This window comes from Selenomonas sp. FOBRC9, assembly GCF_000287655.1.
In the GTDB taxonomy this organism is placed as follows: domain Bacteria; phylum Bacillota; class Negativicutes; order Selenomonadales; family Selenomonadaceae; genus Centipeda; species Centipeda artemidis.
The window spans coordinates 16058-31309 of record NZ_ALJR01000039.1 but is presented as its reverse complement, the minus strand read 5'-3'; the positions used below and the strand labels follow the sequence as shown (position 1 = coordinate 31309).

General features: G+C 55.1%; 24 protein-coding genes. 22 read left to right on the top strand and 2 right to left on the bottom strand.

The genetic code is table 11. The annotated features are described in order from the left end of the window. Positions 1-56 precede the first annotated feature (56 nt). A complete protein-coding gene (locus tag HMPREF1147_RS09085) occupies positions 57-434 on the top strand; it encodes a hypothetical protein (RefSeq protein ID WP_009658683.1) in 378 nt (125 codons plus the stop codon). Here the strand turns inward: HMPREF1147_RS09085 and HMPREF1147_RS12070 are convergent. Beyond that, positions 397-831 (bottom strand): hypothetical protein, encoded by a 435-nt coding sequence (locus HMPREF1147_RS12070; RefSeq protein ID WP_156791319.1) that lies wholly within the window; start codon positions 829-831, stop codon positions 397-399. The genes HMPREF1147_RS09085 and HMPREF1147_RS12070 overlap by 38 nt on opposite strands. After that, positions 828-1250: a hypothetical protein gene (locus tag HMPREF1147_RS09080; protein WP_037351374.1), complete on the bottom strand. Its 423-nt coding sequence runs from the start codon at positions 1248-1250 to the stop codon at positions 828-830. The genes HMPREF1147_RS12070 and HMPREF1147_RS09080 overlap by 4 nt, the downstream gene beginning before the upstream one ends. 52 nt (positions 1251-1302) lie before the next feature. Here HMPREF1147_RS09080 and HMPREF1147_RS09075 point away from each other — a divergent pair, with 52 nt between their 5' ends. From HMPREF1147_RS09075 to HMPREF1147_RS11470, 21 genes are all read left to right on the top strand, one after another. Then, on the top strand, positions 1303-1488 hold the full coding sequence (locus HMPREF1147_RS09075) for a hypothetical protein (RefSeq protein WP_009658621.1): 186 nt from the start codon (positions 1303-1305) through the stop codon (positions 1486-1488). A gap of 58 nt (positions 1489-1546) precedes the next feature. Further along, positions 1547-1738, top strand: coding sequence for a helix-turn-helix transcriptional regulator (locus tag HMPREF1147_RS09070; RefSeq protein WP_009658599.1), 192 nt, complete (start codon positions 1547-1549; stop codon positions 1736-1738). A gap of 163 nt (positions 1739-1901) precedes the next feature. Then, the gene (locus HMPREF1147_RS09065; RefSeq protein WP_009658650.1) at positions 1902-2405 is read left to right on the top strand and encodes a hypothetical protein; all 504 of its coding nucleotides are present in this window, start codon (positions 1902-1904) and stop codon (positions 2403-2405) included. After that, entirely contained in the window at positions 2389-2580 is a 192-nt protein-coding gene (locus HMPREF1147_RS09060) for a hypothetical protein (RefSeq protein WP_009658718.1), read from the top strand. Before HMPREF1147_RS09065 ends, HMPREF1147_RS09060 begins: the two co-directional genes overlap by 17 nt. Beyond that, positions 2556-4520 (top strand): DNA-binding domain-containing protein, encoded by a 1965-nt coding sequence (locus HMPREF1147_RS09055; RefSeq protein ID WP_009658640.1) that lies wholly within the window; start codon positions 2556-2558, stop codon positions 4518-4520. The genes HMPREF1147_RS09060 and HMPREF1147_RS09055 overlap by 25 nt, the downstream gene beginning before the upstream one ends. Continuing rightward, complete coding sequence (locus HMPREF1147_RS09050) at positions 4520-5476, top strand: AAA family ATPase (RefSeq protein ID WP_009658612.1); 957 nt, start codon at positions 4520-4522, stop codon at positions 5474-5476. Before HMPREF1147_RS09055 ends, HMPREF1147_RS09050 begins: the two co-directional genes overlap by 1 nt. After that, a complete protein-coding gene (locus HMPREF1147_RS09045; RefSeq protein WP_037351372.1) occupies positions 5476-5769 on the top strand; it encodes a hypothetical protein in 294 nt (97 codons plus the stop codon). Before HMPREF1147_RS09050 ends, HMPREF1147_RS09045 begins: the two co-directional genes overlap by 1 nt. After that, positions 5753-5983: a hypothetical protein gene (locus HMPREF1147_RS09040; protein WP_009658677.1), complete on the top strand. Its 231-nt coding sequence runs from the start codon at positions 5753-5755 to the stop codon at positions 5981-5983. Before HMPREF1147_RS09045 ends, HMPREF1147_RS09040 begins: the two co-directional genes overlap by 17 nt. After that, positions 5977-6228, top strand: coding sequence for an AbrB/MazE/SpoVT family DNA-binding domain-containing protein (locus tag HMPREF1147_RS09035; RefSeq protein WP_009658607.1), 252 nt, complete (start codon positions 5977-5979; stop codon positions 6226-6228). Before HMPREF1147_RS09040 ends, HMPREF1147_RS09035 begins: the two co-directional genes overlap by 7 nt. After that, entirely contained in the window at positions 6221-6904 is a 684-nt protein-coding gene (locus HMPREF1147_RS09030; RefSeq protein WP_009658627.1) for a hypothetical protein, read from the top strand. Before HMPREF1147_RS09035 ends, HMPREF1147_RS09030 begins: the two co-directional genes overlap by 8 nt. Beyond that, a complete protein-coding gene (locus tag HMPREF1147_RS11475) occupies positions 6882-7298 on the top strand; it encodes a phage protein GemA/Gp16 family protein (RefSeq protein WP_009658704.1) in 417 nt (138 codons plus the stop codon). The genes HMPREF1147_RS09030 and HMPREF1147_RS11475 overlap by 23 nt, the downstream gene beginning before the upstream one ends. Beyond that, positions 7295-7624 (top strand): Mor transcription activator family protein, encoded by a 330-nt coding sequence (locus tag HMPREF1147_RS09020; RefSeq protein WP_009658689.1) that lies wholly within the window; start codon positions 7295-7297, stop codon positions 7622-7624. Before HMPREF1147_RS11475 ends, HMPREF1147_RS09020 begins: the two co-directional genes overlap by 4 nt. A 92-nt stretch (positions 7625-7716) precedes the next feature. Continuing rightward, positions 7717-7974 (top strand): hypothetical protein, encoded by a 258-nt coding sequence (locus tag HMPREF1147_RS09015; RefSeq protein ID WP_009658586.1) that lies wholly within the window; start codon positions 7717-7719, stop codon positions 7972-7974. A 44-nt stretch (positions 7975-8018) separates the two neighbouring features. Beyond that, the gene (locus tag HMPREF1147_RS09010; RefSeq protein ID WP_009658631.1) at positions 8019-8678 is read left to right on the top strand and encodes a hypothetical protein; all 660 of its coding nucleotides are present in this window, start codon (positions 8019-8021) and stop codon (positions 8676-8678) included. Between the two features lies 1 nt (position 8679). Beyond that, the gene (locus HMPREF1147_RS09005; RefSeq protein ID WP_156791316.1) at positions 8680-9348 is read left to right on the top strand and encodes a hypothetical protein; all 669 of its coding nucleotides are present in this window, start codon (positions 8680-8682) and stop codon (positions 9346-9348) included. Continuing rightward, positions 9348-9647, top strand: coding sequence for a hypothetical protein (locus tag HMPREF1147_RS09000; RefSeq protein WP_009658698.1), 300 nt, complete (start codon positions 9348-9350; stop codon positions 9645-9647). Before HMPREF1147_RS09005 ends, HMPREF1147_RS09000 begins: the two co-directional genes overlap by 1 nt. A 3-nt stretch (positions 9648-9650) precedes the next feature. Beyond that, positions 9651-9956, top strand: a complete 306-nt coding sequence (locus HMPREF1147_RS08995) for a hypothetical protein (protein WP_009658635.1) — start codon at positions 9651-9653, stop codon at positions 9954-9956. Then, entirely contained in the window at positions 9949-10497 is a 549-nt protein-coding gene (locus tag HMPREF1147_RS08990; protein ID WP_009658589.1) for a phage protein Gp27 family protein, read from the top strand. The genes HMPREF1147_RS08995 and HMPREF1147_RS08990 overlap by 8 nt, the downstream gene beginning before the upstream one ends. 13 nt (positions 10498-10510) lie before the next feature. Next, entirely contained in the window at positions 10511-11986 is a 1476-nt protein-coding gene (gene terL, locus HMPREF1147_RS08985) for a phage terminase large subunit (protein ID WP_009658644.1), read from the top strand. Continuing rightward, complete coding sequence (locus tag HMPREF1147_RS08980; RefSeq protein WP_009658614.1) at positions 11983-14100, top strand: phage portal protein; 2118 nt, start codon at positions 11983-11985, stop codon at positions 14098-14100. The genes terL and HMPREF1147_RS08980 overlap by 4 nt, the downstream gene beginning before the upstream one ends. A 114-nt stretch (positions 14101-14214) precedes the next feature. Continuing rightward, entirely contained in the window at positions 14215-15243 is a 1029-nt protein-coding gene (locus HMPREF1147_RS11470; RefSeq protein ID WP_009658626.1) for a hypothetical protein, read from the top strand. Positions 15244-15252: the final 9 nt, after the last annotated feature.

Below are 15252 nucleotides of genomic sequence, written 5' to 3'. Positions count from 1 at the left end.
GGAGATGAGAGCGTCGGCGGAGGGTGCGGAGGTGGAGAGTGGGAGGAGGTGAGAGATTGAAAGTAACGATTGAGATTCAGCCGGAGGAGGCTGCGCAGTTGTTACAGCGCCTCCAACACGAAGAAGATTACCATGAGGAAGATCGCTTAGATCAATGGGAAGTGGCTATTCTGCCACCTGATGAAGAAAAGAATGAAAGCAAGTATCTTCCAAAAGGAAAGATCACACGCATTGAGGAGAAGATGGAGCGCTTTTACTTATCCTTTTTCGAATATGTGGGCAGAATGTACTTGAAGTTTTCAAAGGTTTCTCCCGTAGTCGTTTATGTGGGATTGGCATGGAAGTCTGTGTTCTATGGATTTGACTATATTGACTTTGGCTTTTGTATGCTCCTTATCAACTACGTTCTTCTTCGGGAGATGAAAGCCTTTTAACGCGCATCACCGCTGTATCTCCGATCACAATAGGGGTGTATGCTTCCGGATTGCTTATTTGTGACTTATCAACAGGAAGCTTTTCTGGTTTTCCCATTAATGCTTGCTCCAATAAACCTAGTGTAGGAGAAAGATCCATGGGGGTAAATACTCGCTGTGCTTTGCAGATACACATCTTTTCGTAGATGTCCGATGGGTAGACACTGGCTTTGACGCCGTCAATAGTTCCCAAAAGTTCTTGTGTTTCTGGGTCATAAATCTCATCAAGCGCACCTGTAATATCAAAATAGGTAGTCTTTGAGGAAACCCCATCTTTTATGCCCGCATTGACTACAATACGGTATTCATCAAGTATGCGAACCACTTTGAAATTTTTTTTCTGAGCAACCGTATTCATTTTTCGTTTCTCCTCTGCCTTTCTTTATAGTCTGAGAATAGACGAACTAACCGTCTTATAGATTCTATTTCTCTATCGAGCGAGGTAGTCTTTACTGAAACTTCATGGTTCTCCTCTAGCGCATCTTCAGCTTCTTTTGCGCGGCGACTTTGCGTTTCAGCGAGCTTTTTCATTTCTTCGTACATAGTATAAAGCTTCTTTTTATTTGAGTGAGCTCTATACCCAAAATAACAGGTAAATGAAAGAAGCAACAGCAATAAAAAACATAGCACCACCAGAGTTATAACTAAACCATGCCATACAGCACCAAACATGAATGCTGCAATAGCGAGTACTCCGGCGAAGACAACATACATAGAAGGAGGCTCAGGCTTTTGTTTTAGTTTTTTGGCACGAGATGATCGAGATGACTCTGCCATAAGAGATACCTCTTCTTGCGATTATAGATCCTATTGAAAGGAGGTGATGAAAATGGAGGTTATTCGAGCGATTGCGCGGCGATGTAGAGCGGTGGTTACGTTCTGCATCGGGGCGATCGCTATGCTCGCGGTGCTTGTTGCTCTGGTGTTCCTGTATGGGCTCTTGATTGACGGCGCCGTTAAAGGTGCCGCAATGGCACTGGCGGCATACGCCGTCTATGCGATTCTCTTCTTGTGATACGAAATTATCGGAGAAGATGAATCTATCAAAGATGTTTTTTTAGGAGGTGAGCACGTTGACCGGAGATCGCATCATCAGTCTCCTGCGAAAAAAAGGATACACGCAGCGGCGCATTGCGCAAGAGTTCGGCGTATCGCATCCGGCGATCCATTATGTTATCTACGGCAAAAGCAAGAGCCGGCGGATACAGGAACGGATCGCGGAGATTATCGGGAGACCGATGGATCAGGTTTTTAAGGCAGCATGAGCGGCGCAACTGTTTGGCGACAAGACCGCCGGCTCATGCTGAAAGTACTTTTACCTGCCCTTTTTACGCACGCAAAAGCCTTTTACGCATAAGGGCTTTTGGTTAAAAGGGATAAGGAAAAGTAACTTAATTTATAGTATACCGTTTTTTGTGAGGTGTGGCAATGGCAAAACGTAAACATAAGACTGCCGAGGCCAATGAAAATCAGATGAGCCTTTTTGACCTCATCGAGGAAATCAACCCCAGCAAGTTTAGACGACCGGATTACGCTGCGGAGACAAAACCACTGACACTCCGAATGAAGGAGTCGATTGCAGAGGCGATCAAGGGCAGCGGAATGAAACGCTATGCGATCGCAGGGCAGATGAGCGAGATGCTCGGGACAGAGATCACGGAATCCATGCTGAACGCCTATACAGCGGAGAGTAAGGAGGGCTATCGAATGCCCGCCGAGTATCTGCCGACGTTCTGCCGGATCGTGAAGGACTATACACCGCTCGAGGTGCTGACGGCTGCCGCCGGGTGCCGGATGATCAAGTCCGAGGATGTGTACTATCTGGAGATCGGACGATTGCAGGCGGTGGAGAAAGCGGCGCGCAAGAAGCATATGGCGCTCACGCGCGAGCTTAGAAAGGTACAGGGACATCAAGATGATGACATACATTGAATCGCGCGTCGGCGGCGTGCGCAAGGTCAGGTGTCAGGTCGGCGAGACCGCCGTCCGCATGACACTTCAGCCGGATAAGGTGACATATCAGGTCGGGCGGGGCGCCGTGCAGGAACTCGCGCTGCCGCCGGACTGGAAGCGGGTGACGCCATGCAGCAGCGTACTTACCTGCTGACGGTCAAGGAGGCGGCGGAGCTGCTCGCGATCGGCGAGCGTGCGGTGCGCAAAAATGCGATGGCGGGACGCTACGGCGACCTAGAATTCGTAGATGGGCGCTATGGCCGAGGCGGTAAGATGATTATGATCCGCCTTGCGGCATTGCCGGAGGCGGCGCAGTCGGCGTATCTCCGGCAGCACAATATCATCGACGAGCCGGAACGCCCCGCCGCCTCCGCCTATGACCGTGCAGACGCCGCCGCGCGTGCTGCGGCAAACGAACGCTACCGGACGCTGAAGGAGTATGAGGCATATATCGCGACACCGGGCAAGCGCACGGAGCTGACGCGCACATTCCTTGCACAATGGAACGCAGCACATCCGGAGGCGCGCATCTCGCAGTCAACGCTCTACAACTGGCAAGCAAAGCATCGTGCGGACGGTCTCTCGGGACTGCTGCCGCAATATGGGAAACGCAAGGGAGAGCGCAGCATCGATGCGCCGGCATGGGAATTCTTTCAGGCGCAATACCTGCAAGAGTCGCAGCCGAGCGTCGGCGACTGCTATATCCTGCTTGACCGCAAGGCACGGCTCGAAGGCTGGACGATCCCCTCACGTGCGACAATCGCGCGCATGGTTAAGGAGGATATTCCGGAGGCGGTGCGCACGCTGCGCAGGTTCGGCGACAAGAAGTATATGGATGACATCCAGACGTTCACGCGCCGGGATCCGGAAAGCATCCGCGCGGGCGAGGTGTTCGTCGGGGATCATCACATCCTTGATCTGTTCATCAATGCCGGGACGGCGGAAAAGCCGAAGTGGGTGCGCCCGTGGATGACGGCATGGCTGGACATGCGCAGCCGGAAGTTCGTTGGCTGGACAATCAATCTCTCGCCATGTACGGATGAGATCATTGCCGCATTTGCGAATGCAGCACTCGATCCTGCGATCGGCCTCCCCCGTCATATCTATATCGACAACGGGCGGGACTATTGCTCGGCGAAATTCGCAGGGCGCGGGCATCGCGGCAATCCGATCACCGAGGAGGACAAGGAGGCGCTCATTGCCGAGGGCAAGATGGCACGCTCTCTGATGGATCGGCTCGATGTAAAAACGCATTGGGCGATCGTCGAAAACGCGCGTGCAAAGGTCATTGAACGCGCGTTTAAGGAGGTTGTCGAACGGTTCTCGAAGTTCTTCCCGACCTACTGCGGGCGCAATCAGGACGAGCGCCCCGACGTGCTGGAGGAGCGGCTGAAGAATCCGAAGAAGTACGGCATGGGGCTCGATGAGTTCCGCAACGTCTTCGGCGACTGGATCCGCACGGTGTTTAACAAGACCGTCTCGCAAGGCAAGGGGCGTGCGGGCGAATGCCCGGACGAGACCTATATGCGGACGCGCCTGCCCGTGCGGACGGCAGATGCGGATGTGATGCGGCTTTACTTCATGCGGTCGACGAATCCGTTCCGCATCGGGCGCAACGGCATCACGTTCCGCAAGGCGGAATACTATCATCCGGACATGGCGCTCATAAAGGGCAAGCGGGTCTATATCCGCTACCGCGACGAGGATCCCGATCATGTCTGGCTCTACGATACAAACGACCGCTACCTCGGCGAGGCGGAGCGCATCACGCCGCTCCCGGCAATCGCGGCGACAGCGGAAGAGCTTGACGCCGAACAGGCGCGCAAGGCGCGCGAGCGCAAAGCGGTTGTCGCGCATCCGTCGTATCAGACCGCGAAGAACGCGCAGCCGCTCACGCCCGCAGATATTACCGAGTTGTACCGTATCTGCGGAGGCAATGCTGCTGACGTGAAGCCCTCAAAGGTGGTTGAGCTTGTGGCTCTGCCAAAGACCGGCAAGGAATCGGTACAGGCGATGCAGGCGACGGGAACGGATGATGTGAGCCCATTTGCAATTATGGCAAGGGCGAAGATCGAAAAGAGGAGGAAAACCTAATGACAGCAGAAGCAGTCAACATGGATGCAGAGACGGCGAATGTGATCCGCCGCGTAGAGGATTATCTCGCTGCACATAAGGAGGTCAGCCGCGAGCAGTTTGCGAAGATGGCAGGCATCTCAGGCGGCGCACTCTCGTCGTTCCTCAAGGGACGCTATGCAGGGCGCGTGGATCTCGTTGCACAGAAGATCGCCGCCGTGCTTGACACCGAGGAGAGCCGCGAGGGCGCGGTGACGGCAGTCAAGGAGCCGGATATTGTCGAGACGGCTGTGATGCAGCAGATGATGTTCGGCCTCCAGTACGCGAACGACCGCAACGACATCATCTGCATTTACGGCGCGCCCGGCATCGGCAAGACGGTGACGGTGAACAAATGGGTCGATGGACATCCGAACAGTATCTTTTTCACGGCGAGCCCGAATATCCACAACGGGCGCGACGTGATGGAAGAGATCCTCGAGGCGATCGGCAAGAAGCAGACCGGCCGCAACAAGGCACTTGAAAAGTCAATCGTGCAGATCCTGAAGGGCTCGAATCGGGCGATCATCATTGACGAGGCTCATTTTCTCCGGCTCTCGGCGCTTGAGACGCTGCGGCGCATCCACGACATCACGGAGGTGCCGCTGATCCTTGTCGGCAATCCCGCGATCATGGATATCATCACGGAGCAGAACAAGACGCTCACGGGGCAGTTCTTCTCGCGTGCGGTGCGGATCGCGCTCGATGCGAAGGTGCCGCTGGAGGATGTAAAGAAGATCGTCCTCCAGAACGGCGTAGAGATGGATAAGGACTGCCTCACGGAACTGCACCGCATCGCACGCGGGACGGGAGCGCTGCGTGTCATGACGAAGCTGTTCCTGTTTGCGTGGATGCTCGCCAACGATGCGAAGCGCGCGATCGGGATGGATGACATCATTCGGGCGCGGCAGGTGATTATCTCACCGGAGGCGTGCTGATGGTTGTATGCGAGCGAGGCGAAGCGCTGACGTGTGCTGTTCATTTCTATTTTCGGCAGCGAAGTTTTGGCAGGGTGTATAGTTTCCCGGTCAGTTCCTGCCACAAGTCCTTTATGCTCATCGTTTCGGAGCGTGAGCGGATGAAGCTCGGGCTTCCTGCAAAGAGCGCCGTCTCCGTGTTGGGGGATGAACCCGACGATGCAGAAAAATGGAAGCAGTCGAAGAGCTATGAGCGGCTGAAAACGGTGTATGAAGAATTGATAAGGGGATATAAATATGCGAAAAATCTATGAAGACGGGCGCGGATGGCGCTATACAGTGCGTGAGACACTGCGGGCAAATACGTTCAAGCCATTCTACTGCAAGGCCGGGAAGAAGAGTTTCCACGCCTGCCGTCAGTTTGATGTGCGGGACAGCGCCGAGGAGGCACAGGCGGAACTTGACGCATATGCCGCTGCGCGCGGATGGCGCGAGGTGTCGGATGAGAAAGGAGTATCAGAATGCTGAATCAGAAGAAGATCAGCCGCGCAGGCGGCGTTACGATTCCCGCGCATCTGCGGCGCGAGCTTGGGCTGGAAGCCGGTGAGGTTATGGATATTGGCTACACCGACAAAGGGGATATCGTCCTGCATCGCGCGCGCGGGTTTTGCCTGTTCTGCAAGAGCGACCATGATCTCATTATGTATGAAGGACGGTTCGTGTGCAGCACTTGCATCAATCGGATGAAGAAGGAGGCGGAGCAGCATGTTTGAGGTTATTGACACGCAGCCGAATAAGGCGGCTGCACTGATCAGCCGGGCGATTACCCTTGATAACGAGATCCGCGACCGGAAGAAGTCGCTGGATGAAATCAAAGCGAAGCTTCAGTCGATGGCGCTGCGCGAGATGGAGAACAAAAATCTCCGCTATGTCCGCTACGAATCGCTCTATGGCAGCGCCGAGACGACCTATAAGACAAAGCTGGAGATCGACAACTATTCCCGCCTTGCAGCAGCTCTCGACGGCTCGATGCTCGTAGAGGATAAGATCGTACGCAAGCAGAACATCAAATACGAGCTCGAGGCAAAATTCCGCGACGCTCTGATCGCGCTCGTCAAGGACGACTATGGGGCGCACGACATTAACGGGATCCTCGTCGAGATGGGGGTTGATGACGACAAAACGCGCAAGCTCCTTCTCAAGAAACTCAAGGGCGACTATGCAAAGGACAAGGCTCTGCTCGCATCTGTCGGCGTCAACGGCGCACGCGAGGAGGAACTGGATGCGATCCACAACGAGAAGAATCGTCAGCTTGTTGAACGATTCTTCGATTTCGATCTCATTGATCTGGACGAGGTTCGCAAGGCGGTCTCGATTGAAGAGACGCTGAGCCTCACGCTCAACGCTCGCAAGGAGGGCGAATCAAATGTGGAAGGCGCAGAAGATTAGTCCGAAGCAGATCGCATTGCTCCATGTGGCAAAGCGGGAGCTCGGGCTTGACGACGGGAACTATCGGGCGGTGCTCTCGCTCTATGGAGGCGCGGAATCTGCAAAAGATGTGACACAGGCGGGGTTCTCCCGCCTCATGAAATATCTTGCCCGCATCGGATTCAAGGCTCCTGCTTTTACAGGGCGACCGAAGCGGCAGCATGACGCGGGGGCGCTGATCGGGCCGTGGCAGACGAGCAAGATCGAGAGTCTCTACACCGCCCTCGGCATTGATACCGCCGGTCAGCAAAAGCTCTGCAAGCGCGTGATCAAAAAGGCGTGGCCGCAGACGCGCGGCGAGGCAAACAAGATGATCGAATGCCTCAAGGCGATGGCACGCAGGGCGGCGCCATGAACGGCGAAGACATCCGCGCGCTGATGGATGAGATTGCGCCGGAAGACCTGCCGCCGCAGTGGCAGGAACTCGCAGCGTCGCTCGGGCTTGTAAATCTCTTGCAGCTATGCAGGCTCTACGGCGGCACGTCGCTCTACATCCCAAAGTATGAGAATCTGATCGCTCCGGCGAAACGGCGTGCCGTCGGCAAGCTCTTTAACGGACGGAACCACAAAGAGCTTGCGCGCAGGTTCGAGCTCTCCGAGCGCAGCATCTATGAGATCGCTGCGGAAAGCAACTGGAAAAAGAACCAGATCAGCCTTTTCCCTCCTACAGAGAATCTTTGAACCGTGCAGATATAACGTGCGGAAAATTTTTTATAGAATCGTATCGAGTAGAAAACTCGGTACGATTTTTCTTTTTACGGGAGGTGGAAAATATGATTGAGTACGTAAAAAACGCAGTGCTCTTTGTGCTGCACTTTATCCGCGACCTTATTTATGGGCCCGACGGACGGCCGTCACTCCTCGCGACGATCACCTTCGGCCTGTTCGTCCTCTTTGTGTTCGTGACGCTCTGGCTGCTCTTTACGGGTCAGGACTGGCCGCATTATGCGGTTTTTGCGGCGACAACAACAACGCTCTCCACGGGCGGCAAGGTGGTCGACAAGTACATTAATAATGCGGTGCGGTTTTAATCCCTTGCACCGCAGCGTGAAAAGAAAACGGGGAGGAAAAACAAATGCTTGGAGATCTGAGCGCAAAATATGAATCGAGCGGGAGCCCTGCAACGATCTCGTCCGGGCGAGATGATCCGGGCGGCAAGAGTTACGGGCGGTATCAGCTTTCGAGCCGCATGGGAAGTGTGCGCAGCTTCCTTGATTGGGCAGTGCGCCTCTCGGCAAACGAGACCTATGCGAGCTATGGGCGCACCCTCGGACAGTTCCCGATCGCATCGACGGACTTTGATCAGGTATGGCGCGAGATCGCGCGGGTGGATGAGGACGGCTTTGCACAGATGCAGCATGACTATATCTGCTACGCCTATTATCTACCGGCGGTGGATGCACTCCGCCGCGCGGGCTTCGATGCGGATAAGCATACGCACGTCATGCAGGATGTGATCTGGAGCCGTGCTGTCCAGTACGGCACCGGCTACATTGTCGAGATGTTTGAGACGGCATGTCACTGTATGTATAACGAGGCTCGCAATGATTACAGCGGTTATCCGAATCTCTCGTATGTGGATGATCCGCGCTTTGACTACGACCTGATCCGCGCGATCTATCTCGATGTGTGCAAAACGCCGGAGTGGACGGCTGCATCTTGCCGGTACGGACTGTATCGGCGCTTTGAAAACGAATGCGCCGAAGCGCTCGAGGCGTTGGTGGAGGGCGCGTAAGATGGACTGGAAAGAGCGTGCTGCAGCCCGCGTAAGAGGTGTATACGACCGACTGCGGGAGTCTCCTACGGCAACCAGTCTCACTGCCTTGACAATGCTGCTCATCGCAGCGCTCTTTGTTATCGCGTGGAAAGAGGCGCAGATCGATGCACTGAAGCGCGAGCTTGCTCTTGCACAGGAGCAGATCGCGATCTATGAAAGCCTTCGCGGACGCACAGACGAAAAGCCGATCGAAGTCACGTCAGAGGCGAAAACGTCCGCAGCAGTCTCCTATGTTGAAAAGGAATATGTTACAGCTGCTGACGGCAGCCGTGTCCGTGAGCGAACAGATGCGCAGATTGACGTTGCTCCGCCGACGGTCGCTGTAAAATACAACGGCAAGGAATACGACCTGCCGGGTATCGCAGGCGAGACAACAAAATTCGAGCGCGGGAAGCTGCAAAGCGAGGTATCTACACATGCAACACTTGATCTTACGCCGCTGATTAATACGGTGGCGGAGAGCAAAGCGCGGGCACAAGCGAAGCATTTTTCCGTCGGTGCTCTTGCGACAAGCGAGGGCGCTGCCGCTCTGCTCGGATACGAGAATCGGAACTACGGCATCGATGTGCTGATGAATCCGCTCGACCCGTCAAGCTTCTGGGGCGTTGGGTTTAGGAGGCGATTCTGATGGAGTTTAACTGGACATCCGTTATGATCGGCATCGGCTCGACCATGTTCGGGATCATCCTGCATCAGTCGCGCGAGATTCGTGCAGCGCTGAATAAGGAAGTCAAAGAGAACCGCGATCATCTCGCCGAGGTACACAAAGAGATCGAAACGCTTCGGAGCGGTCTGCCGCTCCAGTATGTTTTGCGCGATGATTTCCTGCGCAGCATCTCGGCACTGGATACGAAGATTGACCGCATGTCGGGCGAAGTCAGCTCGATCAGCAAAAACATAGCAAAGCTTACGGGAGGTGAGAAATAAAAGATGACCACACTGGAAGGACACGCGTCGCGCGAGATTCGAGGGCGCATCATGAAGATCCTAAAGCTCAACTATCCGCAGCAGACGGGAGATAAACTGATCGCTGAAATCTTGCTCGATGCGCAGTATTCGACCTCGCCCGCAGCGGTAGAGACGCACCTGATCTATCTGCGCGAGAAGGGTTATATTACGCTCGAAGAGGCTGAATGCCTCGGTGTCTCGCGTAAGCTTGCAAAACTCCTGCCAAAGGGGATTGATCTGATTGAAGGAAATATTCCGCAGGATGTAGGGGTTGATCTCGATGGGTAGCCGGAGGAAGCACGCGCGGATCACAACGGAGCTGCCCAAAGAGCTCATACAGGCAATCAATGAGCGTCTGGTCGCGGGAGAAACCTATGAAGGCATCGCGGCCTACCTCCGGGAACGCGGACACGACATCTCGAAGAGCAGCGTCGGGCGCTACGGCAAGGATTTTCTCGCTAAACTTGAGCGGCTGCGCGTCGTCAAGGAACAGGCGCGCACAATCATGACCGAGGGGAAGGACGGCCCTGCGCTTGAAATGACGGAAGCGGCGACACAGCTCGCCTTGCAGCTCATCATGGAGCGGCTTGTTACAGCCGAGGATCTCCGAGATGCAAAAAGCAGTGAAATCCTAAAAGCCTTGGCACTCCTTGAACGCTCCGCTGTGCAGCGCGAAAAGCTCAAAATGGATGCAGGACGCATGCTCGAAGTCGCTATTTCCCGTATCAAGACAAGCTTGCAGGAAGAACTTGAGAAGAATCCTGACGTGCTTGAGCGGCTGATTGGCATGGTTGACGCTGTTGCGGCAGAGGCGAAGGAAAAGCAATAAAGGAGGCGCGGGCATGTCGGTCTTAAAAGAGCTTGTCGGCAAGAGAACGCACAGCCCGGAGCTGGAGCAGTATCGCAGGAGTTATGAAGCGTACTGTGAATATGCGCATCATGGCAGATGGAAGCCGTGCCGCCACCTGCATCTCGTCTGCGAGAAGCTGGAGGCCGTCGAGCGCGGCGAAATTGACCGCCTGATGATCTTCATGCCGCCGCGTCACGGAAAATCTCAATCCACGACGGAGACATTTCCCTCGTGGTTCCTTGGGCGTAATCCTGATCGGCGCGTGATCGAGGTCAGTTACAGCGCGAATTTTGCACAGAAGTTCGGAAACCGCAACCGCAAGAAGGTCGCTGACTTCGGAGAAGCGCTCTTCGGCATCCGCCTTGATCGCTCGAACAGCTCTAAAACGAACTGGGATATTGAGGGACATGCTGGCGGCATGATCTCCGTCGGCCTTGGCGGAGGCATCACCGGCGAGGGTGCCGATCTCCTCCTCATCGACGATGTTGTGAAGAACCGCAAGGAAGCGGAATCGGAGACGGTGCGCGAGGGCATTTGGGATGAATACAGCGCAACCCTGTTGACACGTCTTGCGCCCGGCGGACGGATTATCCTCATCATGACGCGCTGGCATGAAGACGATCTTGCCGGCCGTATCCTCAAGGAAGCAAAGGAGAGCGGTGAACACTGGGAGATCATCAATCTGCCATGCGAGGCGGAGGAGGATGATCCGCTTGGGCGCAAGCCGGGTGAACCGCTCTGGCCGGAACGGTATGGCGCAGACTGGCTTGCCAAAAAGAAAAAGACCGTTGGAAGCCGTGACTGGTACGCGCTCTACCAGCAAAATCCACAGCCGCCGGATGCTGTGCGGATGTTTAAACGGGAATGGTTTGAGGTTATGCGGGATTATCCGCGTGATGCACGCAGTGTCCGTTACTGGGATCTAGCGGCGACGGAAAAACGCACAGGCAAAGATCCTGACTGGACGGCGGGCGCGCGGATCGCCGAGAAGGATGGTATCTATTACATTGTAGATATCCGTCATGTGCAGAGCTCGCCGCTCGGCGTGGAGCGTCTGGTTGCACAGACTGCTGCCACAGATGGACGCAGCGTGAAAATCTGCATGGAACAAGAACCGGGATCCTCGGGCGTTAATACCGTTGACCATTATCGCCGCAGCGTCCTCAAGGGCTATACCTACTACGGCGACAAAAAGACGAGCAACAAAGTCGAGCGCGCCATGCCCCTCTCGGCGGCAGCGGAGGCCGGCAATGTGAAGCTTGTTATTGGCGACTGGAACAAGGACTTTTTAGACGAGGCCGAGGTTTTTCCGAACGGCCGTCATGATGATATGGTCGATGCGGTAAGCGGTGCACTCACGATGATCACGAGTACACGTTTCGGCATTCTTGACTACTACCGCGAACAAGTGGAGGAGAAAGGACTGCTCGGAGCTCTCAAGGGTGCTTTGAAAGGAGGCGGGACATGAGCTTTGGAACACAGTTTTTAAGCGGCGTTCAAGGTTTTATCAAAGCGTATTTAAGCGCAGGTGAGCCGCAGAAGCCGGCGCTCCCGAAAGGCTCGCCGCCCTCGCAGTTCGATTTTGATGTGCAGAGCAACCTCCGCACAACGCCACGCGCAGATGCGGAAGTCACCTTCGAACAGCTGCGCAGATTCGCCGATGGTTATGACCTCCTCCGTCTTGCGATCGAGAAACGCAAAGACCAGATTGAGGCAATGGAGTGGAACATTGCGGCGATCGATAAGAGCGATCCTGTTGCACGGGCACAGGCGGAGCGGCTCTATAAACAGCTCCGCCGTCCCGACGGCGTACACAGCTTTTCCCGCTGGATGCGGGCAATCGTTGAGGATGTGCTTGTTATCGACGCCCCTGCGATCTATGTCCGACGCAATATTGCCGGGCATATCTACGCACTCGAACTTGTCGACGGAGCGACGATCAAGGTGAATATTACGGACGAGGGGCGCACGCCTATGCCGCCCCTCCCCGCCTACCAGCAGATCATTGACGGGATTCCGGCGGTCGATCTAACGACGGAGGAGCTGCTCTACTTCCCCCGCAATGTTCGTTCACATAAACTCTACGGGCTGAGCAAGGTGGAACAGGTCATCATGACCGTCAACCTTGCGCTCAATCGGCAGATGTATCAGCTGGACTACTACACACAGGGGACAATTCCCGAGGCATTCCTCTCCTGTCCGCCCGATTGGACAGTTGACCAGATCAGCGAGTTCCAGAAATACTGGGATCTCATATTCGAGCAGAACCCCGATATAAAGCGCAAGGCACGATTCGTTCCGGCGGGCATGAATCCGATCTTCCCAAAAGATTCTCCTATGAAGGATGAGTTCGACGAGTGGCTTGCGCGCATCATCTCGTATGCACTCGACCTGCCGCCGACAGCACTCGTCAAGGAAACAAACCGCGCAACGGCGGAGACCACGCAGGCGGCAAGTCAGAGCGAAGGGCAGCGCGCGTTCATGAATTATCTCAAGGAGATCATGGACATCCTGCTGCATGACTACTTTGACGTAGACGGTGTGGAGTTTGTCTGGGCGACCAAAGAGGAGGTTGAGCCGCTCAAGCAAGCACAGATTGATCAGATGTATGTCAATCTGCATATCCTCACACCGAGCGAAGTCCGCAGTCGCCTTGGCTACGATCCGCTCACCGAGGAGCAGACAGAGGAATTTGCGGCTCTGTCACCTCCGCAAGCGCAGTTCCCGGCGATCTTTGCCGACGGCGGCAGCGCACATAAAACAGATGCGCCGCCTGCACGCAAAAGAGATGCTCCTGATACAAACGCCGTGCAAAAGAAATTCGCCGCAGCCATTCAAAAGATGTTTGATCGGGTTAAGCCTGATCTCCTCCGCCAACTCGAACGCTCCTACGCGAAGGCAATGGAGAGTGCAGAGAAGATTGATGCAAAGCAAAAGAAAAAGCTCATGCAGATGGCACTTGACGAATTGGATTTTGACGGCTGGGCAACCCTGTTTGATGACGCTGCCGAATGCCTTGAAGAGATTGCAAAGGCCGGCGCATATGAAGGCCTGCGCAGGATCAAGGTATCGACGGACGGGATCACGGATATGGTTGATGCAGATGCGCAGGAGTGGGCGCGGACACGCGCTGCCGAGCTCGTCGGGAAAAAGTGGAACGGCGAGAAATACGTCGACAACCCTAATCCCAAATGGGCGATCACGGAGTCTACGCGGGAAGTGCTGCGCGGCACCCTCAGTAAGGCAATCGATGAGGGCTGGAGTCCGCAGAAACTGACGGCGACCATTCGGGATGATGAGCATTTTTGGCAGCGCCGTGCAGATATGATCAGCCGAACAGAGCTCCAATTTGCTCACCAAAACGGCAATCTCATCGGCTGGAAGGCGTCCGGTATTGTAAAAGGGAAACAGTCGCTCTGCATCGACGGCGGCTGTCCGATGTGCGTGGAGAATGCCGAAGCGGGGACTGTCGGCATTGACGAAAATTTCCCTTCGGGACATGACGCCCCGCCCTATCATCCGAACTGCTTTTGCACACTCCTCCCCGTCCTCGATGAGGATATGACGGATGGAGAGAACTAGATTACCTTTTAATTCCCTTCAAACACCTTTTAAAAAATTGGAAAATCTGAAACGAAGGGGTTTATATACATCGACCACAAAAAACGCATACAGAGGATTTTAGGAGGTGGAACATTGCTCTATATCCCGATTCGAAAAATCGAGGAAGACCGACGGCTTGTCTATGGCATTGCCGCCGCCGAGGAGATTGACCGCGTAGGTGAGATTTTTGACTATACAACGTCAAAACCGTATATCGAAACATGGTCAGCAGAACAGGCGAAGGAAAGCGGGGGCACGAATTACGGCAACGTCCGCGCGATGCACGGCGACATCTCCGCAGGCAAGATCGTCCGCCCGATCGACTTTGATGACGAGGGCAAAACGGTTAATGTCTGCATCAAGGTTGTGGATGACGCCGAGTGGAACAAGGTGCTCGAGGGTGTCTACACGGGGCTGAGTTTTGGCGGACATTACATCAAACGCTGGGAAGACGGTGCGGCGATGCGCTACACCTTACGCCCGCAGGAGCTCTCCCTTGCCGATCGGCCGTGCGTGCCGTCGGCGAGTATCGTCGAGGTGATTAAATCGGATGGCAGCATCCGGAATATGGTGTTGAAAGGATGGAATGACATGGAAGATACAGTGAAGAAGATTGACCTTGCGGAGTTCGGCGCGTTGATCAGCGACGTCAACGCAGGGCTCGCCAATGATGAGAATGTACCGGAGAAGCTCAAGGATTGCGTTGCGAATCTCGCGGAGGCAATCGCAGAGTGTACGGATACCGATGCGGAGCCGGAGAAAACGGACGCACCCGAGGAATCCGCTGCGCCGGAGAAATCCGAGGACGGCGACGATCCGAAGGATCCGGCGGAGACTGATGATGTTGCAAAAGCCGTACAGGCGGCCGTTGCTGAGGCGTTGAAGCCTGTCTGCGCCTCCGTACAGAAGATGGAGGCCGTGCTTGCGGCAAAAGACAAGGAAACGGCTGCGCTCAAGGCACAGGTGGAAAAGCTTGCAAAAACCGCCGCGCCCTCCCGCATCGTGCTTAAAACGGACGGGCTCAAGCTTAAGACCGAGAAGACGGACGCTCCCGCAGGGGGTGATGATGCGCTTGACCGCATTAAGCAGCAGCACAGCGCACAGCGTTCGTGGGCATACTAATGATTATGA

Bases quoted from the DNA above. Each gene is read 5' to 3' on its own strand.
- HMPREF1147_RS11475 (WP_009658704.1), top strand. From the start codon at position 6,882: ATGTGGAAGGCGCAGAAGATTAGTCCGAAGCAGATCGCATTGCTCCAT.
- HMPREF1147_RS09020 (WP_009658689.1), top strand. From the start codon at position 7,295: ATGAACGGCGAAGACATCCGCGCGCTGATGGATGAGATTGCGCCGGAA.
- HMPREF1147_RS09040 (WP_009658677.1), top strand. From the start codon at position 5,753: ATGCGAAAAATCTATGAAGACGGGCGCGGATGGCGCTATACAGTGCGT.
- HMPREF1147_RS09075 (WP_009658621.1), top strand. From the start codon at position 1,303: ATGGAGGTTATTCGAGCGATTGCGCGGCGATGTAGAGCGGTGGTTACG.
- terL (WP_009658644.1), top strand. From the start codon at position 10,511: ATGTCGGTCTTAAAAGAGCTTGTCGGCAAGAGAACGCACAGCCCGGAG.
- HMPREF1147_RS09080 (WP_037351374.1), bottom strand. From the start codon at position 1,250: ATGGCAGAGTCATCTCGATCATCTCGTGCCAAAAAACTAAAACAAAAG.
- HMPREF1147_RS09055 (WP_009658640.1), top strand. From the start codon at position 2,556: ATGCAGCAGCGTACTTACCTGCTGACGGTCAAGGAGGCGGCGGAGCTG.
- HMPREF1147_RS08980 (WP_009658614.1), top strand. From the start codon at position 11,983: ATGAGCTTTGGAACACAGTTTTTAAGCGGCGTTCAAGGTTTTATCAAA.
- HMPREF1147_RS09000 (WP_009658698.1), top strand. From the start codon at position 9,348: ATGGAGTTTAACTGGACATCCGTTATGATCGGCATCGGCTCGACCATG.
- HMPREF1147_RS08995 (WP_009658635.1), top strand. From the start codon at position 9,651: ATGACCACACTGGAAGGACACGCGTCGCGCGAGATTCGAGGGCGCATC.
- HMPREF1147_RS09005 (WP_156791316.1), top strand. From the start codon at position 8,680: ATGGACTGGAAAGAGCGTGCTGCAGCCCGCGTAAGAGGTGTATACGAC.
- HMPREF1147_RS09050 (WP_009658612.1), top strand. From the start codon at position 4,520: ATGACAGCAGAAGCAGTCAACATGGATGCAGAGACGGCGAATGTGATC.
- HMPREF1147_RS09030 (WP_009658627.1), top strand. From the start codon at position 6,221: ATGTTTGAGGTTATTGACACGCAGCCGAATAAGGCGGCTGCACTGATC.
- HMPREF1147_RS09010 (WP_009658631.1), top strand. From the start codon at position 8,019: ATGCTTGGAGATCTGAGCGCAAAATATGAATCGAGCGGGAGCCCTGCA.
- HMPREF1147_RS09065 (WP_009658650.1), top strand. From the start codon at position 1,902: ATGGCAAAACGTAAACATAAGACTGCCGAGGCCAATGAAAATCAGATG.
- HMPREF1147_RS12070 (WP_156791319.1), bottom strand. From the start codon at position 831: ATGAATACGGTTGCTCAGAAAAAAAATTTCAAAGTGGTTCGCATACTT.
- HMPREF1147_RS09060 (WP_009658718.1), top strand. From the start codon at position 2,389: ATGATGACATACATTGAATCGCGCGTCGGCGGCGTGCGCAAGGTCAGG.
- HMPREF1147_RS09045 (WP_037351372.1), top strand. From the start codon at position 5,476: ATGGTTGTATGCGAGCGAGGCGAAGCGCTGACGTGTGCTGTTCATTTC.
- HMPREF1147_RS09015 (WP_009658586.1), top strand. From the start codon at position 7,717: ATGATTGAGTACGTAAAAAACGCAGTGCTCTTTGTGCTGCACTTTATC.
- HMPREF1147_RS08990 (WP_009658589.1), top strand. From the start codon at position 9,949: ATGGGTAGCCGGAGGAAGCACGCGCGGATCACAACGGAGCTGCCCAAA.
- HMPREF1147_RS09035 (WP_009658607.1), top strand. From the start codon at position 5,977: ATGCTGAATCAGAAGAAGATCAGCCGCGCAGGCGGCGTTACGATTCCC.